Annotated in this window: 10 protein-coding genes, 3 tRNA genes and 2 rRNA genes; 4 read left to right on the forward strand and 11 right to left on the reverse strand. The window is 56.6% G+C overall.

The window, feature by feature from the left end:
* Nucleotides 1-11: 11 nt before the first annotated feature.
* The gene (locus AADW57_RS11805) at nucleotides 12-2,093 is read right to left on the reverse strand and encodes a PhoX family protein (protein WP_341667097.1); all 2,082 of its coding nucleotides are present in this window, start codon (nucleotides 2,091-2,093) and stop codon (nucleotides 12-14) included.
* A 206-nt stretch (nucleotides 2,094-2,299) separates the two neighbouring features.
* Between AADW57_RS11805 and AADW57_RS11810 the strand changes: the two genes are divergently transcribed.
* A complete protein-coding gene (locus AADW57_RS11810; RefSeq protein ID WP_341667098.1) occupies nucleotides 2,300-3,385 on the forward strand; it encodes an AI-2E family transporter in 1,086 nt (361 codons plus the stop codon).
* Between the two features lie 174 nt (nucleotides 3,386-3,559).
* On the opposite strand, the gene AADW57_RS11815 is transcribed toward AADW57_RS11810, so the two are convergent.
* Nucleotides 3,560-3,943, reverse strand: a complete 384-nt coding sequence (locus AADW57_RS11815) for an MAPEG family protein (protein ID WP_341667099.1) — start codon at nucleotides 3,941-3,943, stop codon at nucleotides 3,560-3,562.
* A 110-nt stretch (nucleotides 3,944-4,053) separates the two neighbouring features.
* Here AADW57_RS11815 and AADW57_RS11820 point away from each other — a divergent pair.
* Together AADW57_RS11820 and AADW57_RS11825 are read left to right on the forward strand one after the other, a co-directional pair.
* Nucleotides 4,054-4,129 (forward strand) — tRNA-Thr (locus AADW57_RS11820).
* A 124-nt stretch (nucleotides 4,130-4,253) separates the two neighbouring features.
* Nucleotides 4,254-4,736 (forward strand): hypothetical protein, encoded by a 483-nt coding sequence (locus tag AADW57_RS11825; RefSeq protein WP_341667100.1) that lies wholly within the window; start codon nucleotides 4,254-4,256, stop codon nucleotides 4,734-4,736.
* Between the two features lie 156 nt (nucleotides 4,737-4,892).
* On the opposite strand, the gene AADW57_RS11830 is transcribed toward AADW57_RS11825, so the two are convergent.
* The 4 genes from AADW57_RS11830 to glcD all read right to left on the reverse strand — a co-directional run bounded on the left by AADW57_RS11830 (nucleotide 4,893) and on the right by glcD (nucleotide 9,607).
* Nucleotides 4,893-5,522 (reverse strand): hypothetical protein, encoded by a 630-nt coding sequence (locus AADW57_RS11830; protein WP_341667101.1) that lies wholly within the window; start codon nucleotides 5,520-5,522, stop codon nucleotides 4,893-4,895.
* Nucleotides 5,523-5,799: 277 nt separating this feature from the next.
* Nucleotides 5,800-7,032 (reverse strand): glycolate oxidase subunit GlcF, encoded by a 1,233-nt coding sequence (glcF, locus tag AADW57_RS11835; RefSeq protein WP_341667102.1) that lies wholly within the window; start codon nucleotides 7,030-7,032, stop codon nucleotides 5,800-5,802.
* A complete protein-coding gene (glcE, locus tag AADW57_RS11840; RefSeq protein WP_341667103.1) occupies nucleotides 7,017-8,108 on the reverse strand; it encodes a glycolate oxidase subunit GlcE in 1,092 nt (363 codons plus the stop codon). The genes glcF and glcE overlap by 16 nt, the downstream gene beginning before the upstream one ends.
* Nucleotides 8,108-9,607: a glycolate oxidase subunit GlcD gene (glcD, locus tag AADW57_RS11845; protein WP_341667104.1), complete on the reverse strand. Its 1,500-nt coding sequence runs from the start codon at nucleotides 9,605-9,607 to the stop codon at nucleotides 8,108-8,110. The genes glcE and glcD overlap by 1 nt, the downstream gene beginning before the upstream one ends.
* A gap of 193 nt (nucleotides 9,608-9,800) precedes the next feature.
* Between glcD and glcC the strand changes: the two genes are divergently transcribed.
* Nucleotides 9,801-10,565, forward strand: a complete 765-nt coding sequence (glcC, locus tag AADW57_RS11850) for a transcriptional regulator GlcC (RefSeq protein WP_341667105.1) — start codon at nucleotides 9,801-9,803, stop codon at nucleotides 10,563-10,565.
* Nucleotides 10,566-10,658: 93 nt separating this feature from the next.
* Here the strand turns inward: glcC and AADW57_RS11855 are convergent, their stop codons facing one another.
* The 5 genes from AADW57_RS11855 to AADW57_RS11875 form a co-directional block, all read right to left on the reverse strand.
* Complete coding sequence (locus AADW57_RS11855; RefSeq protein WP_341667106.1) at nucleotides 10,659-12,239, reverse strand: phytoene desaturase family protein; 1,581 nt, start codon at nucleotides 12,237-12,239, stop codon at nucleotides 10,659-10,661.
* 589 nt (nucleotides 12,240-12,828) lie between these two features.
* Nucleotides 12,829-12,941, reverse strand: a 5S ribosomal RNA gene (rrf, locus tag AADW57_RS11860).
* A gap of 179 nt (nucleotides 12,942-13,120) precedes the next feature.
* Nucleotides 13,121-16,002, reverse strand: a 23S ribosomal RNA gene (locus AADW57_RS11865).
* Nucleotides 16,003-16,376: 374 nt separating this feature from the next.
* Nucleotides 16,377-16,452, reverse strand: a tRNA-Ala gene (locus AADW57_RS11870).
* Between the two features lie 11 nt (nucleotides 16,453-16,463).
* Nucleotides 16,464-16,540 (reverse strand) — tRNA-Ile (locus tag AADW57_RS11875).
* Nucleotides 16,541-16,560 lie beyond the last annotated feature (20 nt).

Genomic DNA, 16,560 nt, shown 5'->3' on the forward strand with positions numbered 1-16,560 from the left:
CGCGACCAGGCCTAGGCCCCTACGATGCCGCCATCCTTGCGCCAGATCACCACAGTTGCAGGGCGCGGTCGGCTGGCCTTGGCACCGTCGGGCCAGGTCGACACCGCTGTCGGCTCTTGCTGCGACGGCACCACATCCAGCCCTTCGCCTGGATGCTGAATATTGATAAACACATAGCGCTGATCCGGCGTCCAGGTAATGCCGGTCACCTCACACCCCTTAGGCCCCACCAAGAATCGCTGCACCTGCTTGCTGACCGGGTCGGCAACCAGCATCTGATTGTTGCCGTGGCCCTCGTACTTACCCTTGTTGGTGTAATTGCCGTCGGTCTGAATCCACAAACGCCCCTGGGCATCAAAGGCCAGTCCGTCAGGGCTGTTGAAGGCATTATCCTTGGTGATATTGTCCGAGCCACTCAAGGGATCGCTATCGGGATGGATATGCGGATTGCCTGCCAACAGAAAAATATCCCACTCGAAGGTGTCCTGAGCAGGATCGCCCCCCTTTTCGCTCCAGCGCACAATCTGCCCATAGGGATTTTCTGCGCGCGGATTGGCCGCATCCACACCGGGATGCGTAGGGCCGCCCGGCCAACGCGCCTTGTCCTTGCCGCGATCACTATTGTTGGTCAGTGTCACATAGGCTTGACGCGTCACCGGATGCACGGCCACCCACTCCGGGCGGTCCATCGGCGTCGCGCCCACGGCATCAGCCGCCTGACGGGTCTTGATCAGCAACTCGCCCATATCGGCAAACAAATCGCCCAGCTTTCGCCCGTCTGTCGTAGGCGTGTCCAGCACCAAAGGAATCCAGCGCCCCGAACCGGCACCGTCACCCACCCCGCCTTCGGCGCTGAACTGCGCCACATACAATACGCCGCTGTCGAGCAATAGACGGTTGCGGGCCGGCTGGGTCGGATCGAAACGGCCATCAGACACAAACTTGTATATATATTCGCTGCGCTGATCGTCGCCCATGTACACAACCACGCGCTTATCGTCGGCCAGCGTCATGGCGGCGTTTTCGTGCTTGAAACGCCCCAGCGCCGTCAGCTTTTTAGGCGTGGAATGCGGATCAAAAGGATCGATCTCCACGATCCAGCCAAAGCGATTGCTCTCATTAGGTTCGCGGGTCCAGTCAAAACGTGCATCGTGCGTATCCCAGCGATAATCGCCGTCGGCCGCCTTGCTGGAACCCTTGTAACGCTGCAAATGCGCCTGCTGTGCCTGGTCGTGATACTGAACCGACTTTTCATCCTGCCCACCGACCCCGAAATAATCCGTGAAATTCTCCTCACAGGTCAGATAGGTATTCCACAGCGTATAGCCGTTGCCGCAATTGCCAAATGTGCCCAGCGCCAGACGGCCCGATGTGTCGGCCCCGGTCTTGAGCAAGGCATGGCCGGCCGCCGGCCCCACCATCGCCATCGGCGTATTGCCGTTAATGCTACGGTTAAACGGCGAATCCAACACCGGCTCCCAGCCCTTGTCGCCGTTCAGGCGGACATGCACGACCGAAGCCCCTTGCGCATGCTGAGACTTGCGCACCCAGTCGGCGTTCCACTTGTCGTTGGCCGGCACCACGCCCTGCGGGAAAAAAAAGTGTGGCGTGATGTACTCATGATTGGTCACCAGCAAGCCTTCCTGGCTATTGCTCCCCGACTGTCCGCCATGCGCATCGATCGGAAAAAAATGCATGCCATCGTGGTTGTAGCCGATCTGCTGGGCCTGGGCATCGCCGCCTTCGGACGCATCGCCCTTGAAAGGAGCCGAATGCGTGAACAAAGGATCACCCCAGCGATTAATGACTTGATGCGCGTAGCCCGGAGGCAACACAATGGCATCATCCGTGCCGGCCGCCACCGGCGAAAAACCGATGGACGGCGCGCTCTGAGACTGCGCCCCCTTGCCTGCCGCATCGGCCGCCTGTGCCACACCGTTCAGACCGGCACCCAACCCCAGAAAACCCAGAGCGCCCGCGCCCAAGCCGCTTTTCAGGAAACGACGGCGCGAAGCCACACGCGCCACCACCTCTTCGAAAGATTCTGCGGTGCCGGGGTTGGCGGCGATATCGTCCAGGTCCAAGTCTTTCATGTCACAGTCCTTTGAAATAGATGCATCGGGAACCGTACTCAGGCGATTCCCACCAGGCACAAGGATGCGAAACCTATATGACATGATTATGAATGCCCACCGTCACAAAGGGGCTGCGGCCAATCATGCGAACGGACACGAACAATCACGCCTGCCCGCCGTTTTCCCCCGTACAATCGGCACAATCCCAGCTTATGGAAAACGCCATGTCCACACGGCCCAACCTGCAATTTCACACGTTTCTGCTTTTGTTGATCGCTGTGTCCGCCGCTTTTCTCTGGATACTGCTGCCGTTTTACGGTGCCGTGTTCTGGAGCGCCGTCCTGGCCATTCTGTTTGCGCCCGTACAACGCAAGCTCTTGGCCAAAACACGCGGCAAACGCTCTTTATCAGCGCTGATCAGCCTGCTTATCATTATTCTGATCGTTATTATCCCGGTCACGCTGATCTCCATGTCTCTGGTGCAGCAAATCGCCACCTTGTACGACCTGATGAACAGCGGCCAGCTCAACCCCGGTGATTACCTGCAAAAAATCCTCAGCGCCCTGCCCCCCAGCGTGCACGATATCGCCGCCCGATTCGGACTGGACAGTTTCGCCACCTTGCAGGAAAAGTTCTCCCAATTTGCCGTTCAGGGCGGGCAGTTCCTGACCAAGCAAGCCGTCAATGTCGGCCAGAATACCTTCCAGTTCCTGGTCAGCATGGGCATCATGCTCTACATGCTGTTTTTCCTACTGCGCGATGGCGTGGAGCTGGGCCGGCATTGCCGGCAATTGATCCCGCTGAGCGAAGACCACAAAACCCACCTGTTTCGCAAGTTCACCACCGTGGTACGCGCCACTGTCAAAGGCAATATCGCCGTGGCGGCTACCCAAGGCGCGCTAGGCGGGGTCATGTTCTGGTTCCTGGGCATACAGGGCGCACTGTTCTGGGGCGTGCTGATGGCCCTGCTCTCCCTGCTGCCCGCCGTTGGTGCTTCGCTGATCTGGGCTCCGGTCGCCATCTACTTTTTCGTTTCCGGCAGCTACTTCGAGGGTACCGTCCTGACTGCCTTCGGCATCTTCGTCATCGGTCTGGTGGACAATCTGCTGCGCCCCTTGCTGGTGGGCAAAGACACCAAGATCCCGGACTACATCATCCTGATCTCCACCCTGGGCGGCCTGTCCATCTTCGGCCTGAACGGCTTTGTGATCGGCCCACTGATCGCCGCCATGTTCATCGCCTGCTGGGATCTGTTCCCCTCGGCCATCCGCACACGCGAAGAAGCCCAAGAACAAGAAAGCCAGATCTGACTTCCGACACACCTACCAGCTACACCATGCAAAAAAGCACATCGCCCCAGACGCCTTTACCGGTATCTGGGGCGATGATCACATACATGCCCTGTCCATGATCGGCACGAGCACCCACGACACGTTCATGCACCACTTACTGGCCGTAAAGGCACCCACCAATCCAAACGCAGATCAAGTGATCAATACTGGCAGAAACAAAATCCACACATTCACAGCCAAGGCCAAAAACCACACCAGCGAACGCAGCGCCCCCTTGCCGGCCAAGTACATCAGCAAATACACCACGCGCAACACCAGCCACGCCACCATCAGATTCTGCACGCGCCAGGCGTCCGCTCCCGACCACAACGCGATCAAGACCGCTCCATAAAAAAACGGCAGGGCCTCGAAGGCATTTGCCTGCGCCGCATTGGCACGTGCCCGCCACCCCGTAAATCCTGCCATCCAGGGACGGGGATTGTTATTGTCAAATCCCGCCGCGCCCGCCTTGGCGCAGATCGCCGCTACCCACGGCAAAAACGCCGCCACCAAAAAACCAATCTTGATCCCAAGCATGATCGACCTCGTCAGCCAGTCAAAACCCCAACATAGCACGCCCAGCTCCTGAACACGGCACAGGATTTACAAAAACCAAAAAAGCAGGATATACTGCATGACTTCGGTTAGCCGGTGTAGCTCAGTCGGTAGAGCAGCTCATTCGTAATGAGAAGGTCGAGGGTTCGATTCCTTTCACCGGCACCAACCAAACAAATAGCAGTTCAACATTCACGCCAATCCCAACGGGTTGGCGTTTTTGTTTGGGTGCTGCAAACGGCTGTTTGCTAAGCTGGTGGTGTTATCACACTGGACATGCTGAAGGCCACACATGAAACACTCTCTTGTCGCAGCGGGCCTCCTTATTCTGGGCCTACCCTTGAGTCCATCCGCTTGGGCCGACTCCACCATCAAGCCATGCAGCAACTGCACACCCGGCAAAGCCGTCCCCGAGCGCGGTATCGTGGATAAACGGCTGCAGTTCAGCGGCACAGCAGCCAAACCCGCCCCCGCGCCGGTCACACCGCCAATCAACACCGGAAAAACAACAAGTTCGATTTTTGGCGATGGCTCCCGCATTTCCAAAGACTTCAAAACCGTGGAGAGCAAAAACGCCAACGACACCCGCTCCGTGACCACTTCGAACGGCAGCATCAACTTCACGATTACCCAGGACAGGCACAATCCCAGCCCGCACGCACGCCATCAATCTATTTTCGAGTCCGGCGGCTATCGCAACGGCCAGCCTCCCACCCTCTCTCCCGGACCAACAATCGATGAGCTGATGAACAGGAACGGGCGTTTGCGCCGCTAAGGCGGTGTGCTTTTTTTACACCGGACGGCGACCCACACAGAAAAACTAATGCCCGCATGTACAGCAAGCCTCCATCCGACATACCGCTCTGCGGTTCCGCCGTTAGCGCTTGCTGCCGCATGCAAAGGGATACCCACTGTTGGCATACCCCCACTTTTACCCAAAATGGGACACGACGCTCTCTTGATTCAGGATCTCATTCAACAAATCGAAGTCGTAAGATTTTATGTCATTGCCAGCCGACAAATCATCGAGCATTTTTATCAAGGTGCGTTTTTTAATGTCTTTGGAAATAACCGTATTAATGGCTTTTACTTGCCTTAGCAACGGAGCCCTATCGGTAGTGTTTTCCAATTCTTCTTGAATGGCAGTCAATGCCGGGCCCGGTGGCGAATTCCAACAAACAACCAATAAGTTAATGGCATTGGATAACTGCTTGGCCGCCGGATGCCATGCTTTCCTGGCTCCGCCGCCCTGCCCCGTGCCTGCGCCACTACCCGCACCGGCACCATTGCCACTATCCACCGCCTTGAGAGGATTAAATAAAGGCAAGGGCGCATGACCGGTCAATTCCAGCAAATGTCGCGCGGCATGGCTTCCACAATAAAACGATCCTTTTTCCGCCCCCTGCATTGCCTCATACGCAAAACAATAATAAGCATCAGTCAGCATATCGCCCGTACAACTGCGCTTTTTTTGCCCTGCCAACAAGCGGACATGAGTGACTGGGCGTAATCGGTAGCGCTGTACCAATTCGATTCTGGTCTCGGGTGTACGGCATTTCATGACAGGCTCCTGTTTTTTTTATCATCACAGCTCCGAAGCATTTTCTCTCCCAAGCAGGCAAACGATCCCTGATTAAAAACAAGAAATACTATAGCGCTTAATCTTTCTCCCAAAAAACCTAAAATCGAATTACGTTCAAAGAATCATTTTTTATAAAAGACGATACGAACATATCGGATAGTGTTTCAGCATCCAGACCCGACAAAACTCCAGACGATACAAAAACGGCCCGCCCTGTAAGGGCGAGCCGTCTGTGTCAATCCGCAGGCGGATGCGTTCAGGCTGTCTGCACAGACAGATGTTCGTCCACCAACTCGATCCAGTGCCGCACCTTGGTACGACCGGCGCTGTTCAAATGATTGCCGCAAGCCATATTGGCGGTGGCGATCACATCGGGCTTGCTGCTTTCCAGCGCATCGAGCTTGCGGTCCCGCAAACGACCGGCGATCTCGGGCTGAGTCAAGGAATACGTACCGGCCGAGCCACAGCAAAGGTGGCTATCGGGCACTGCGCCCAGCTCAAAACCCAAGCGCGTCAGCACGGACTCGACGCGGCCACCCAGTTTCTGGGCATGCTGCAATGTACAAGGACAATGAAACGCCAGTCGGGGCCGTTCCTTGCCATCCATGCACTGTTCCAGCGGCAGCTCCTCGAGCACCTGGACCAGATCCTTAGCCAGTTCGCTGACGCGTCGCGCCCGCTCGGCATAGGCCGGATCGTTTTTGAACAGATCGACATATTCTTTGACAAAGGCCCCGCAGCCACTTGATGTCTGCACAATGGCGATAGCCCCTTGCTCGATCTGCGGCCACCAGGCGTCGATATTACGCCGCGCCTGCTCCAGCCCCTGCTCCTGCGCGCCCAGGTGAAACGACGACGCACCGCAGCAACCGGCTTGGGCGATAGGTGTAACACTGATACCCAGCCTGTCCAATACGCGTGCGGTGGCAGCATTAATAGCCGGTGCCATCGCCGGCTGTACGCAGCCTTCCAACATCAGCACGCGCCGCTCATGACGAACAGCCGGACGCGCTGTATTACCGGCATCCTTTTGGGGCACTTTTTCTTTAAGCGCTTGCGGCAACAAGGGGCGCACTGCCCGGGCCACTCCCAACAAGGCTTGCACACGCCCCGGCTCAGGCAGAATCTGCGTCAGCGCCACCCGCGTAGCACGCGCCTTTAGCGAACGCTGCACACGCGGCTCCAGAGCGGAGCGACCAATGTCGAGCAACGCGTGATACTTCACCCCGGACGGGCAGGTCGTTTCGCAATTGCGGCAGCTCAGACAACGATCAAGATGGTGCTGCGTCAGTTCGGAGGTGGCCTGACCTTCCAAGAACATCTTGATCAAATAAATGCGGCCGCGCGGGCCGTCCAGCTCGTTACCCTGGTCCAGATAGGTCGGACAGGTGGCATTACAAAACCCGCAATGCACGCAAGAGCGCAAAATGGCTTGCGCCTCTTCAGAACGCGGCAACTGCTGGGCCCATTCGCTCAGATGTGTTTGCATGTCGGCTCCGACTCAGGCACGGCAAACAGCCGGCCGGGGTTGAAAATATGGGCAGGGTCCAGTTGCTCTTTAAGACGCCGGTGCCAGCCCAGCAAAGACTCGGGCAGCGCATCCTGACCGGCAGCGGCCCCGCTCCAACAACGGGCATGACCACCGGCGTTGCGTGCCTGCTGATGTATCATCTCCGGCGCGGCATCAGACTTGAGCCACACTTGCGAACCGCCCCAGTCCACCAATATCTCGCCGGGCCAGGTCAGCACAGGGGCATCCACCGGCAAGGCAATACGCCACAGCGGTGCCGGATTCTGAAAGAAAGCCAGCCTGCATTCACGCAAATCATCCCAATAGGAGGCATCCAGTGCCTCACCACCCAAGTCCTGGCGTGCCAGACGCACGGAACTATCCCCCCCTTCCAGGCGGACATGCAGGCGTCCATCTTGCCAGGCCATGCCGCTGATGGGACGACTTTCGTCGCGCCACCGGCGCAGCAGGTCCGCCAGATCACCGTGCTCCGCATCCAACACTAGGCTGTGTGCGCTGCGCGGCCGAGGCAGAACCTTGAACGACACCTCGGTAATGACACCCAGGCCTCCCTGGGCACCGACCATCAGGCGCGACACATCGTAGCCAGCCACGTTTTTCATGACCTGACCGCCAAATCGCAAATGCGAACCCATGCCGCTGATCAGGCGGCAGCCCAGCACATAGTCCCGCAAAGAGCCAGCCCAAGGACGGCGCGGACCAGACAGGCCGCATGCCATCGCACCGCCGACCGTGGCGCGCCCGTCAAACTCGGGAGATTCGAACGGCAAGCCCTGACCCTGCTCGCGCAAGACCTGATCCAACGCCGCCAAGGACGTGCCGGCACGTACCGTCACCACCAACTCGGCCGGATCGTAATCGACCACGCCCTGGTGTCCGAGCAGGCTCAGCTCCTGCCCCTGTACCGCACGCCCCAGAAAATCCTTGCTGCCACCACCTCGAATGCGCAAGGCAGTCTTGCTGGCCAGAGCCTGCCGCACCTGCTCCAGCAGTTCGGCGCTTCTGTCCTGGTTTGTAGTTTCCATCATGCTCATCAGAAACGCTCCAGCTCAGGAAAAGGCAGATGCCCATGATGAATGTGCATGGCACCGAACTCGGCGCAGCGATTCAACGTAGGAATGTTCTTGCCGGGATTAAGCAAGGTCTGCGGATCAAACGCCGCCTTGACCGCATGAAAGAACTGCAATTCGTCTTCGTTGAACTGCACACACATCTGGTTGATTTTTTCGCGGCCCACGCCATGCTCCCCGGTAATGGTGCCCCCCACGGCAACACACAACTCCAGGATCTTGCCCCCCAAAGCCTCGGCACGCTCCAGTTCACCCGGTGTATTGGCATCGAACAAAATCAGAGGATGCATATTGCCGTCGCCCGCATGGAACACGTTGGCAACGCGCAATCCATATTCGTCGGACAGCTCCGCCGTTTTCTTAAGCACGTGCGCCAACTGGCGACGCGGAATAGTACCGTCCATGCAGTAATAATCCGGCGAAATACGACCCACCGCCGGAAAGGCGTTCTTGCGTCCGGCCCAAAACCGCTGACGTTCCTGTTCATCATGGGCAATACGCACATCCTGCGCGCCTGCGGCATACAGCACTTGCTCGACACGCTCGACATCGTCTTGCACATCAGCCTGCGCGCCATCGATCTCGCACAGCAAGATCGCCTGCGCATCAACCGGATAGCCCGCCTTGATAAAATCTTCGGCCGCGCGTATGGACATCTGGTCCATCATTTCCAAACCCGCCGGCACAATGCCCTGCGCAATAATGCTGCCCACAGCGTGCGCGGCTTTCTCGACATCATCGAAACTAGCCAGCAGCACCACCGTACACGGCGGCCGGGCAAGCAGCCTGACCGTGATTTCCGTCACGATGCCCAGCATGCCTTCGGAACCTGTAAACAGCGCCATCAAGTCAAAACCGGGACTATCCAGGGCTTCCGAGCCCAGCACCAAGCGTTCGCCGGTCACGGTAATCACTTCCAGACGCATAATGTTGTGTACCGTCAGGCCATACTTCAGGCAATGCACACCACCTGCGTTTTCGGCCACATTCCCGCCGATCGAACAGGCGATCTGGGAGGACGGATCGGGCGCATAGTACAGACCGTAGGGCTGCGCCGCCTGGGAAATGGCAATATTGCGTACACCGGGCTGAACGCGGGCAATCCCCGCTTTCGGGTCCAGATCCAGAATACGGTTCAAGCGCGCCATCACCAGCAAAATCCCTTGCTCCAGAGGCAAGGCTCCACCGGACAGGCCCGTACCGGCCCCGCGCGCCACCACCGGTACGCCCATTTCGTGGGCCAGGCGCATAATGGCCTGCACCTGCACGGCGTCGCGCGGCAGCACGACCAGCAAAGGACGGGTGCGATAGGCACTCAGGCCGTCACATTCATACGGACGCAACTGCTCATCGGTATGCAGTACATCCAGGTCCGGAATATCGTCGCGAAAACGACTGAGCAACTGCACCTTGTCGATGCGGGGCAGCGCGCCATCCAGTTTTTCATCGTAGCGCAAGCTCATAGCGCCTCCTGTCAATAAAGTCTCCTGACCCGCATGGTCTGCCATGCAGACGCTCTTGTCCAGTCCGCAAACAAGAGGTCAGACCAGTTTATTCTGACGATTATTTTCATAACTTAATTTTTAACCTTAAAATCAAGCGATTGAATCTCCATAACGGACTTTAAAACGCCCCTGCAATACTGGTCCGACCACTATGAATACAAGCCAGACCAAACGAGCCGCACCCACCGCCGATGTGGTCGCGCGCCGTATCGAAACCCTGATCATGGACAGCGTGCTCAAACCAGGGCAGGCATTACCGTCGGAACGGCTTTTGACCCAGCGTCTGGCGGTATCCCGATCCGCACTGCGCGAAGGCATGCAGTTGCTGCGCGCCCGAGGTCTGATTGAAACGCAACACGGCAAAGGCTCATTTGTCGCTAATCTGGTCCAGTCGGCGGCAAGCCGCCCACTCGAACACCTGCTGCAACAACAAGAGCGCACCTTGTACGATTTGCTGGAAGTACGCGAATTGTTGGAGAGTGAAGCCGCCCGGCTGGCTGCCTCCAGAGGCACAGAAGCCGATCATATTCTGATACGCCGGCGTTTTCAGGAACTGGAGGAGTTGCACGCGCAAGATTGCCCGCCAGAGGACATCGCGCGTGCCGACCATGCTTTCCATCTGGCGATCTGCGAAGCCTCGCACAATCCCGTTTTGGTCCACATGATCAGTCTGTTCAACGAACTGATGCTGTCAACCGTGCGCGTTTCAGTGCAGCACCTCTACCCTAACCAGAGTTCCAAACGCCAGCTGGACCGCCAGCATGCGCGCTTGTGCAATGCCGTCACTCAGGGTCAGCCCGATCAGGCGCGACGGGCTGCCCGAGAACATATCGATGGCATACGCAAACAATTACGAGAACTGGAAGCCCGTCAGGAACGGTCGGAACACGCGCGCCAGCGCCTGAACGGGCTATGAGCCGCCCGGCGTCAGTGCCGCGGCGTGTCTCTAGCGCCCTGTCACAAGAACGGCCCACTACGCAGGGCCAACAGTCCCCGGGCCCCGCTGGACCTAGGCGGCCAACATCGTCGCCAGCATAAAGCCCGATCCTGCTCCGGTACCAGCGCCCGGCCACGTCGAGGCCCCACACAGATACAAGCCTTTGACCGGTGTGTTGTACCGAGAATACGATGCTACAGGCCGGAAAAAGAAGTTCTGGTCCAGATGATGGCTGCCCGAAAGATTATCCCCACCAATCAGACTAGGATTGAACTGCTCCAGATCCTGTGGCGACATCACCAGACTGGCCAGAATCTTGCCGCGTAGCCCCGGCGCATACGCTTCCAGCACATCCAGCACGCGTTGTGCATAATCCTGCTTTATCTGCGACCAATCGCCAGCGGCAATACGGCCCAGCGCATCCCCACACACCCGGGCGGGTAGAACTCGTACCTGCACCCACAACACGTGCGAGCCTTGTGGAGCACGCCCCGGATCAAGAGCGGTAGGCTGCCCCACCACCAGCACCGGCTCAGCCGGCAGCAGCCCACTGGCCGCTTCTGCATAGACGCGACTCATCATGGCCAGGTCAGGAGCTAAATGCACGTAAGCAAAGCGCTGCAACTCTGCCCCTGCCGTCCAATCGGGCAGACTGTCCAAAGCCAGGTGCAACATCATCGTGCCTAGACCGGGACGAAATTCATCCACTTTCTTCTGGTACTTGGCCGGCACCGACTGCGCATCAAGCAGCCGGCCAAAAACCAACTGAGGATTCAAATTGGCAATAATGGCCTTGCGGGCCTGCAAACGGCGGCCATCAGCCAGCACCACGGCCTTGGCATGGCCCTTATCCTGCTCAATCCTACAGACCGGCGCATCCAGCTGCAATTGACCGCCCAACTCCTGCAGCAAGCCTGTCATTGCCGTAATGATCGTGTCCGCACCGCCCTGGCCGATCACCATACCGAAAGCCTGATTAGCCATAGATTCCAGATACGGAAACAAAGCTCCGCCTGCCGTATCGGGCGCAAAATCCACGTGCAACCCCCATGCGGCCATCATGGCCTTGAGGGATTCGCTCTCGAAATGTCGATCCAGAAAGTCGCGCGGAGTAGCCAGCAGCAGTTGCAACAGTTCCGCAACCCCCTCCTTGCCCAATTCCCGCCAACTGCGCCAAGCACTTCTGGCCAGTTTCCACGAAGGCATAGGCGCACCTAGAACCGCAAACAGGTGTGGAGCCTTGATCTGAAAATCAGCCAGCATGGCCTGCCAGGCGTGTGCATCTTTCTCGGAAACAGCGCGGATGCGCTGCACTGTCGTATCCAGATCCGCACTGACGCCTAACCAGCTCTGATCACGAAACACACTGGCAAAACAATGCTCCGCCGGAACAAAAGCAAGACCGTGACGCGCCAAGGCATCCTTGTGGCGGGCGTAGAATGGGGAACCGGCAAACGACGACAGATTCATGGCGCAGACATCATGCCGGAACCCCGGCAAGGTCAGCTCCTGGGTGTTGACCGCACCACCAGCGGTACTTTTGGCTTCCAGCACGCATACTTTCCAGCCACGGCTGGCCAGTTCCACCGCCGCAGCCAGTCCATTGTGCCCTGCCCCGACCACGATTGCGTCAAATACCTTGTCGACTGCCATCCCCAACTCCTTTAGCTCTAAATTATTTATTGAGCATTCTACGCGGGGACAGCAAGAGAATAGAAGAAAAAAGAGTCAATAAATAGGCCCATCCCGGACGGCAAGAAGCAACATTAAAGGCAGCAGCAGCAGCAGCAGCAGTTTGAAGCAGAACTGATCCGCACACGCCAGCATCGTGCTTACGGCTTGCGCGTAGGAGATGAATAAAAAAGTGGGCGAAGCTGTTCTTGAAGGGATAACTTCGCGCAATGAGGCACATGGGCACCATCGTCACCGGCAATCAGGCCTTCAGCAAGATCACTATTGCCGGCTGTACTGCTTATTGGATGACCCGGTCAGCGCATGGGGCGCTATTGCTGACTATATGACCTGATAGCGCATGGGCCGCTACTTGAACGACGGCGCTGTTGGAGAGCTGCTTGGTTTGGGTTTGAATGTTGTGCGCGCTGTGTTGTGCTTGGGCGGCGCGCAGGCCGGGGCGGATGCGCTCAGGCGCATGTAGGCAGCAAGCGAGCCGTGCGCTGGCGTTGCGTCGCCTAAAAGACAAAACCCCCACAAGCGAGGCTTGCGGGGGTTTTGAGCAATAAGAGCTTGACGATGACCTACTTTCACAGACGTCCGTCCACTATCATCGGCGCAAAGGCGTTTCACAGTCCTGTTCGGGATGGGAAGGCGTGGGACCACCTTGCTATGGTCGTCAAGCGTAACTGGTTGCCAGGTTGTCTTGTGGACAGCCTGGCCAATTTGGAAGAAGCACCTTGCCAGGATCAGTACGGATCGCTTAGCAAGTGTTTACGAAGGGTTCGAGCGCGGGCTGCGCTGCACTTCAATATTACGTTCTGTGGTCAACAACTTGTACTCACTACAACCACAAGGGTTATAGGATCAAGCCACACGGGCAATTAGTACTGGTTAGCTACATGCATTACTGCACTTCCACACCCAGCCTATCAACGTCCTGGTCTCGGACGACCCTACAGGGGGTCAAGCCCCCGGGATACCTAATCTTCAGACGAGTTTCCCGCTTAGATGCCTTCAGCGGTTATCTCTTCCGTACGTAGCTACTCGGCAATGCCATTGGCATGACAACCGATACACCAGTGGTACGTCCACTCCGGTCCTCTCGTACTAGGAGCAGGCTCCGTCAAGTATCCAACGCCCACGGCAGATAGGGACCAAACTGTCTCACGACGTTTTAAACCCAGCTCACGTACCTCTTTAAATGGCGAACAGCCATACCCTTGGGACCGGCTACAGCCCCAGGATGAGATGAGCCGACATCGAGGTGCCAAACACCGCCGTCGATATGAACTCTTGGGCGGTATCAGCCTGTTATCCCCAGAGTACCTTTTATCCGTTGAGCGATGGCCCTTCCATACAGAACCACCGGATCACTATGTCCTACTTTCGTACCTGTTCGACTTGTCAGTCTCACAGTCAAGCACGCTTATGCCATTGCACTATCAGAACGATTTCCGACCGTTCCTAGCGTACCTTCGAACTCCTCCGTTACACTTTGGGAGGAGACCGCCCCAGTCAAACTGCCCACCATGCACGGTCCCCGATCCCGATAAGGGACCTAGGTTAGAACCGCAAACAGACCAGGGTGGTATTTCAAGGTTGACTCCACGCAGTCTGGCGACCACGCTTCAACGTCTCCCACCTATCCTACACAGGCCGGTTCACAGTTCAATGCAAAGCTACAGTAAAGGTTCATGGGGTCTTTCCGTCTAGCCGCGGGGAGATTGCATCATCACAACCATGTCAACTTCGCTGAGTCTCAGGAGGAGACAGTGTGGCCATCGTTACGCCATTCGTGCAGGTCGGAACTTACCCGACAAGGAATTTCGCTACCTTAGGACCGTTATAGTTACGGCCGCCGTTTACCGGGGCTTCGATCAAGAGCTTGCACCCCATCACTTAACCTTCCGGCACCGGGCAGGCGTCACACCCTATACGTCCACTTTCGTGTTTGCAGAGTGCTGTGTTTTTAGTAAACAGTCGCAGCCACCGATTCACTGCGGCCTCTTCGTGCTCCGTGCGCAGGCACTTCACACTAATGAGGCATACCTTCTCCCGAAGTTACGGTATTAATTTGCCGAGTTCCTTCTCCTGAGTTCTCTCAAGCGCCTTGGAATATTCATCCCGTCCACCTGTGTCGGTTTGCGGTACGGTCTCGTAGAGCTGAAGCTTAGAGGCTTTTCTTGGAACTGCTTCCAGTCAGTTTAGAGCCGAAGCTCTATTCAGTCACACCCTTGAATTATGCACCCGGATTTGCCTAAGTGCCTTCTACGATGCGCCAACGGGGACATCCAACACCCCGATGACCTTCTGCAATCCGTCCCCCCATCGCACTCTACGACGGTGCGGGAATATTAACCCGCTTCCCATCAGCTACGCATCTCTGCCTCGCCTTAGGGGCCGACTCACCCTGCGCCGATGAACGTTGCGCAGGAAACCTTGGACTTACGGCGAGGGGGCTTTTCACCCCCTTTATCGCTACTCATGTCAGCATTCTCACTTCCGATACCTCCAGCATTCCTCACGGAACACCTTCACAGGCTTACGGAACGCTCTCCTACCATGTGTACATAGTACACATCCGCAGCTTCGGTCTATGGCTTAGCCCCGTTACATCTTCCGCGCAGGACGACTCGATCAGTGAGCTATTACGCTTTCTTTAAAGGATGGCTGCTTCTAAGCCAACCTCCTGACTGTCTATGCCTTCCCACTTCGTTTCCCACTTAGCCATAGTTAGGGACCTTAGCTGGCGGTCTGGGTTGTTTCCCTCTTGAGTCCGGACGTTAGCACCCGGTGCTCTGTCTCCCACGCTGTACTTGTCGGTATTCGGAGTTTGCCATGGTTTGGTAAGTCGCTGTGACCCCCTAGCCATAACAGTGCTCTACCCCCGACAGTAATACGTGAGGCACTACCTAAATAGTTTTCGGAGAGAACCAGCTATCTCCAGGCTTGTTTAGCCTTTCACTCCGATCCACAGCTCATCCCCTAATTTTTCAACATTAGTGGGTTCGGTCCTCCAGCACGTGTTACCGTGCCTTCAACCTGGCCATGGATAGATCGCCTGGTTTCGGGTCTACACCCAGCGACTGAATCGCCCTATTCGGACTCGCTTTCGCTACGCCTCCCCTATTCGGTTAAGCTTGCCACTGAATGTAAGTCGCTGACCCATTATACAAAAGGTACGCAGTCACACCACGAAGGTGCTCCTACTGTTTGTATGCATATGATTTCAGGATCTATTTCACTCCCCTTCCGGGGTTCTTTTCGCCTTTCCCTCACGGTACTGGTTCACTATCGGTCGATCACGAGTATTTAGCCTTGGAGGATGGTCCCCCCATATTCAGACAGGATTTCACGTGTCCCGCCCTACTTGTTCGATGCTTAGTTCCACGTATTGCATTTCGTCTACAGGGCTATCACCTGCTACGGCTGGACTTTCCATTCCATTCGACTATGTAATACGCTAAAACATCCAGGCTGGTCCGGTTTCGCTCGCCACTACTTCCGGAATCTCGGTTGATTTCTTTTCCTCGAGTTACTGAGATGGTTCAGTTCACTCGGTTCGCCTCCACATACCTATGTATTCAGTATGGGATACCGCATTGCTGCGGTGGGTTTCCCCATTCGGACATCTACGGATCAAAGCTTGTTTGCCAGCTCCCCGTAGCTTTTCGCAGGCTACCGCGTCCTTCATCGCCTGTGATCGCCAAGGCATCCATCATATGCACTTATTCGCTTGATCCTATAACGCTTACGGCTATAGGATATATGAGTATACGTTGTTGCCGTTCATCAATCCTTAGCTGTCATCCAATCCGAGGATTGAACAACGTCTATATTTTTGAGAACTTGTTGAACATAAATTGTTCGTGTTGCAATCACAACCCGTGCATTGTCTACATCGCTTCCTAAGAAATGATGCGTATCAGACAACACACCTTCGTTGTGCTTCTTCCTAATTGTTAAAGAGCAATTCGTGGGTTGCATAACCCAACGAGCAGTATTCTTTAAAAAGAACACTCTTCGTTGAATCTAGCGCCAGCCAAACCGTTGTTTGCCTGTGCCCTATACTCTGTCATGAATGATCAGTTACCGGCCCCTACCGCGATAAAGCGATGGTGGAGGATGACGGGATCGAACCGACGACCCCCTGCTTGCAAAGCAGGTGCTCTCCCAGCTGAGCTAATCCCCCGAGGTAATCGTTGGTGGGTCAAGTTGGAATCGAACCAACGACCCCCGCCTTATCAAGACGGTGCTCTAACCGACTGAGCTACTGACCCATCTATCACCACTGGGCGAT

The organism is Alcaligenes sp. SDU_A2, assembly GCF_038237375.1.
In the GTDB taxonomy this organism is placed as follows: Bacteria; Pseudomonadota; Gammaproteobacteria; order Burkholderiales; family Burkholderiaceae_B; genus Alcaligenes.

Bases quoted from the DNA above. Each gene is read 5' to 3' on its own strand.
- AADW57_RS11805 (WP_341667097.1), bottom strand. From the start codon at position 2,093: ATGAAAGACTTGGACCTGGACGATATCGCCGCCAACCCCGGCACCGCA.
- AADW57_RS11810 (WP_341667098.1), top strand. From the start codon at position 2,300: ATGTCCACACGGCCCAACCTGCAATTTCACACGTTTCTGCTTTTGTTG.
- AADW57_RS11815 (WP_341667099.1), bottom strand. From the start codon at position 3,943: ATGCTTGGGATCAAGATTGGTTTTTTGGTGGCGGCGTTTTTGCCGTGG.
- AADW57_RS11825 (WP_341667100.1), top strand. From the start codon at position 4,254: ATGAAACACTCTCTTGTCGCAGCGGGCCTCCTTATTCTGGGCCTACCC.
- AADW57_RS11830 (WP_341667101.1), bottom strand. From the start codon at position 5,522: ATGAAATGCCGTACACCCGAGACCAGAATCGAATTGGTACAGCGCTAC.
- glcF (WP_341667102.1), bottom strand. From the start codon at position 7,032: ATGCAAACACATCTGAGCGAATGGGCCCAGCAGTTGCCGCGTTCTGAA.
- glcE (WP_341667103.1), bottom strand. From the start codon at position 8,108: ATGAGCATGATGGAAACTACAAACCAGGACAGAAGCGCCGAACTGCTG.
- glcD (WP_341667104.1), bottom strand. From the start codon at position 9,607: ATGAGCTTGCGCTACGATGAAAAACTGGATGGCGCGCTGCCCCGCATC.
- glcC (WP_341667105.1), top strand. From the start codon at position 9,801: ATGAATACAAGCCAGACCAAACGAGCCGCACCCACCGCCGATGTGGTC.
- AADW57_RS11855 (WP_341667106.1), bottom strand. From the start codon at position 12,239: ATGGCAGTCGACAAGGTATTTGACGCAATCGTGGTCGGGGCAGGGCAC.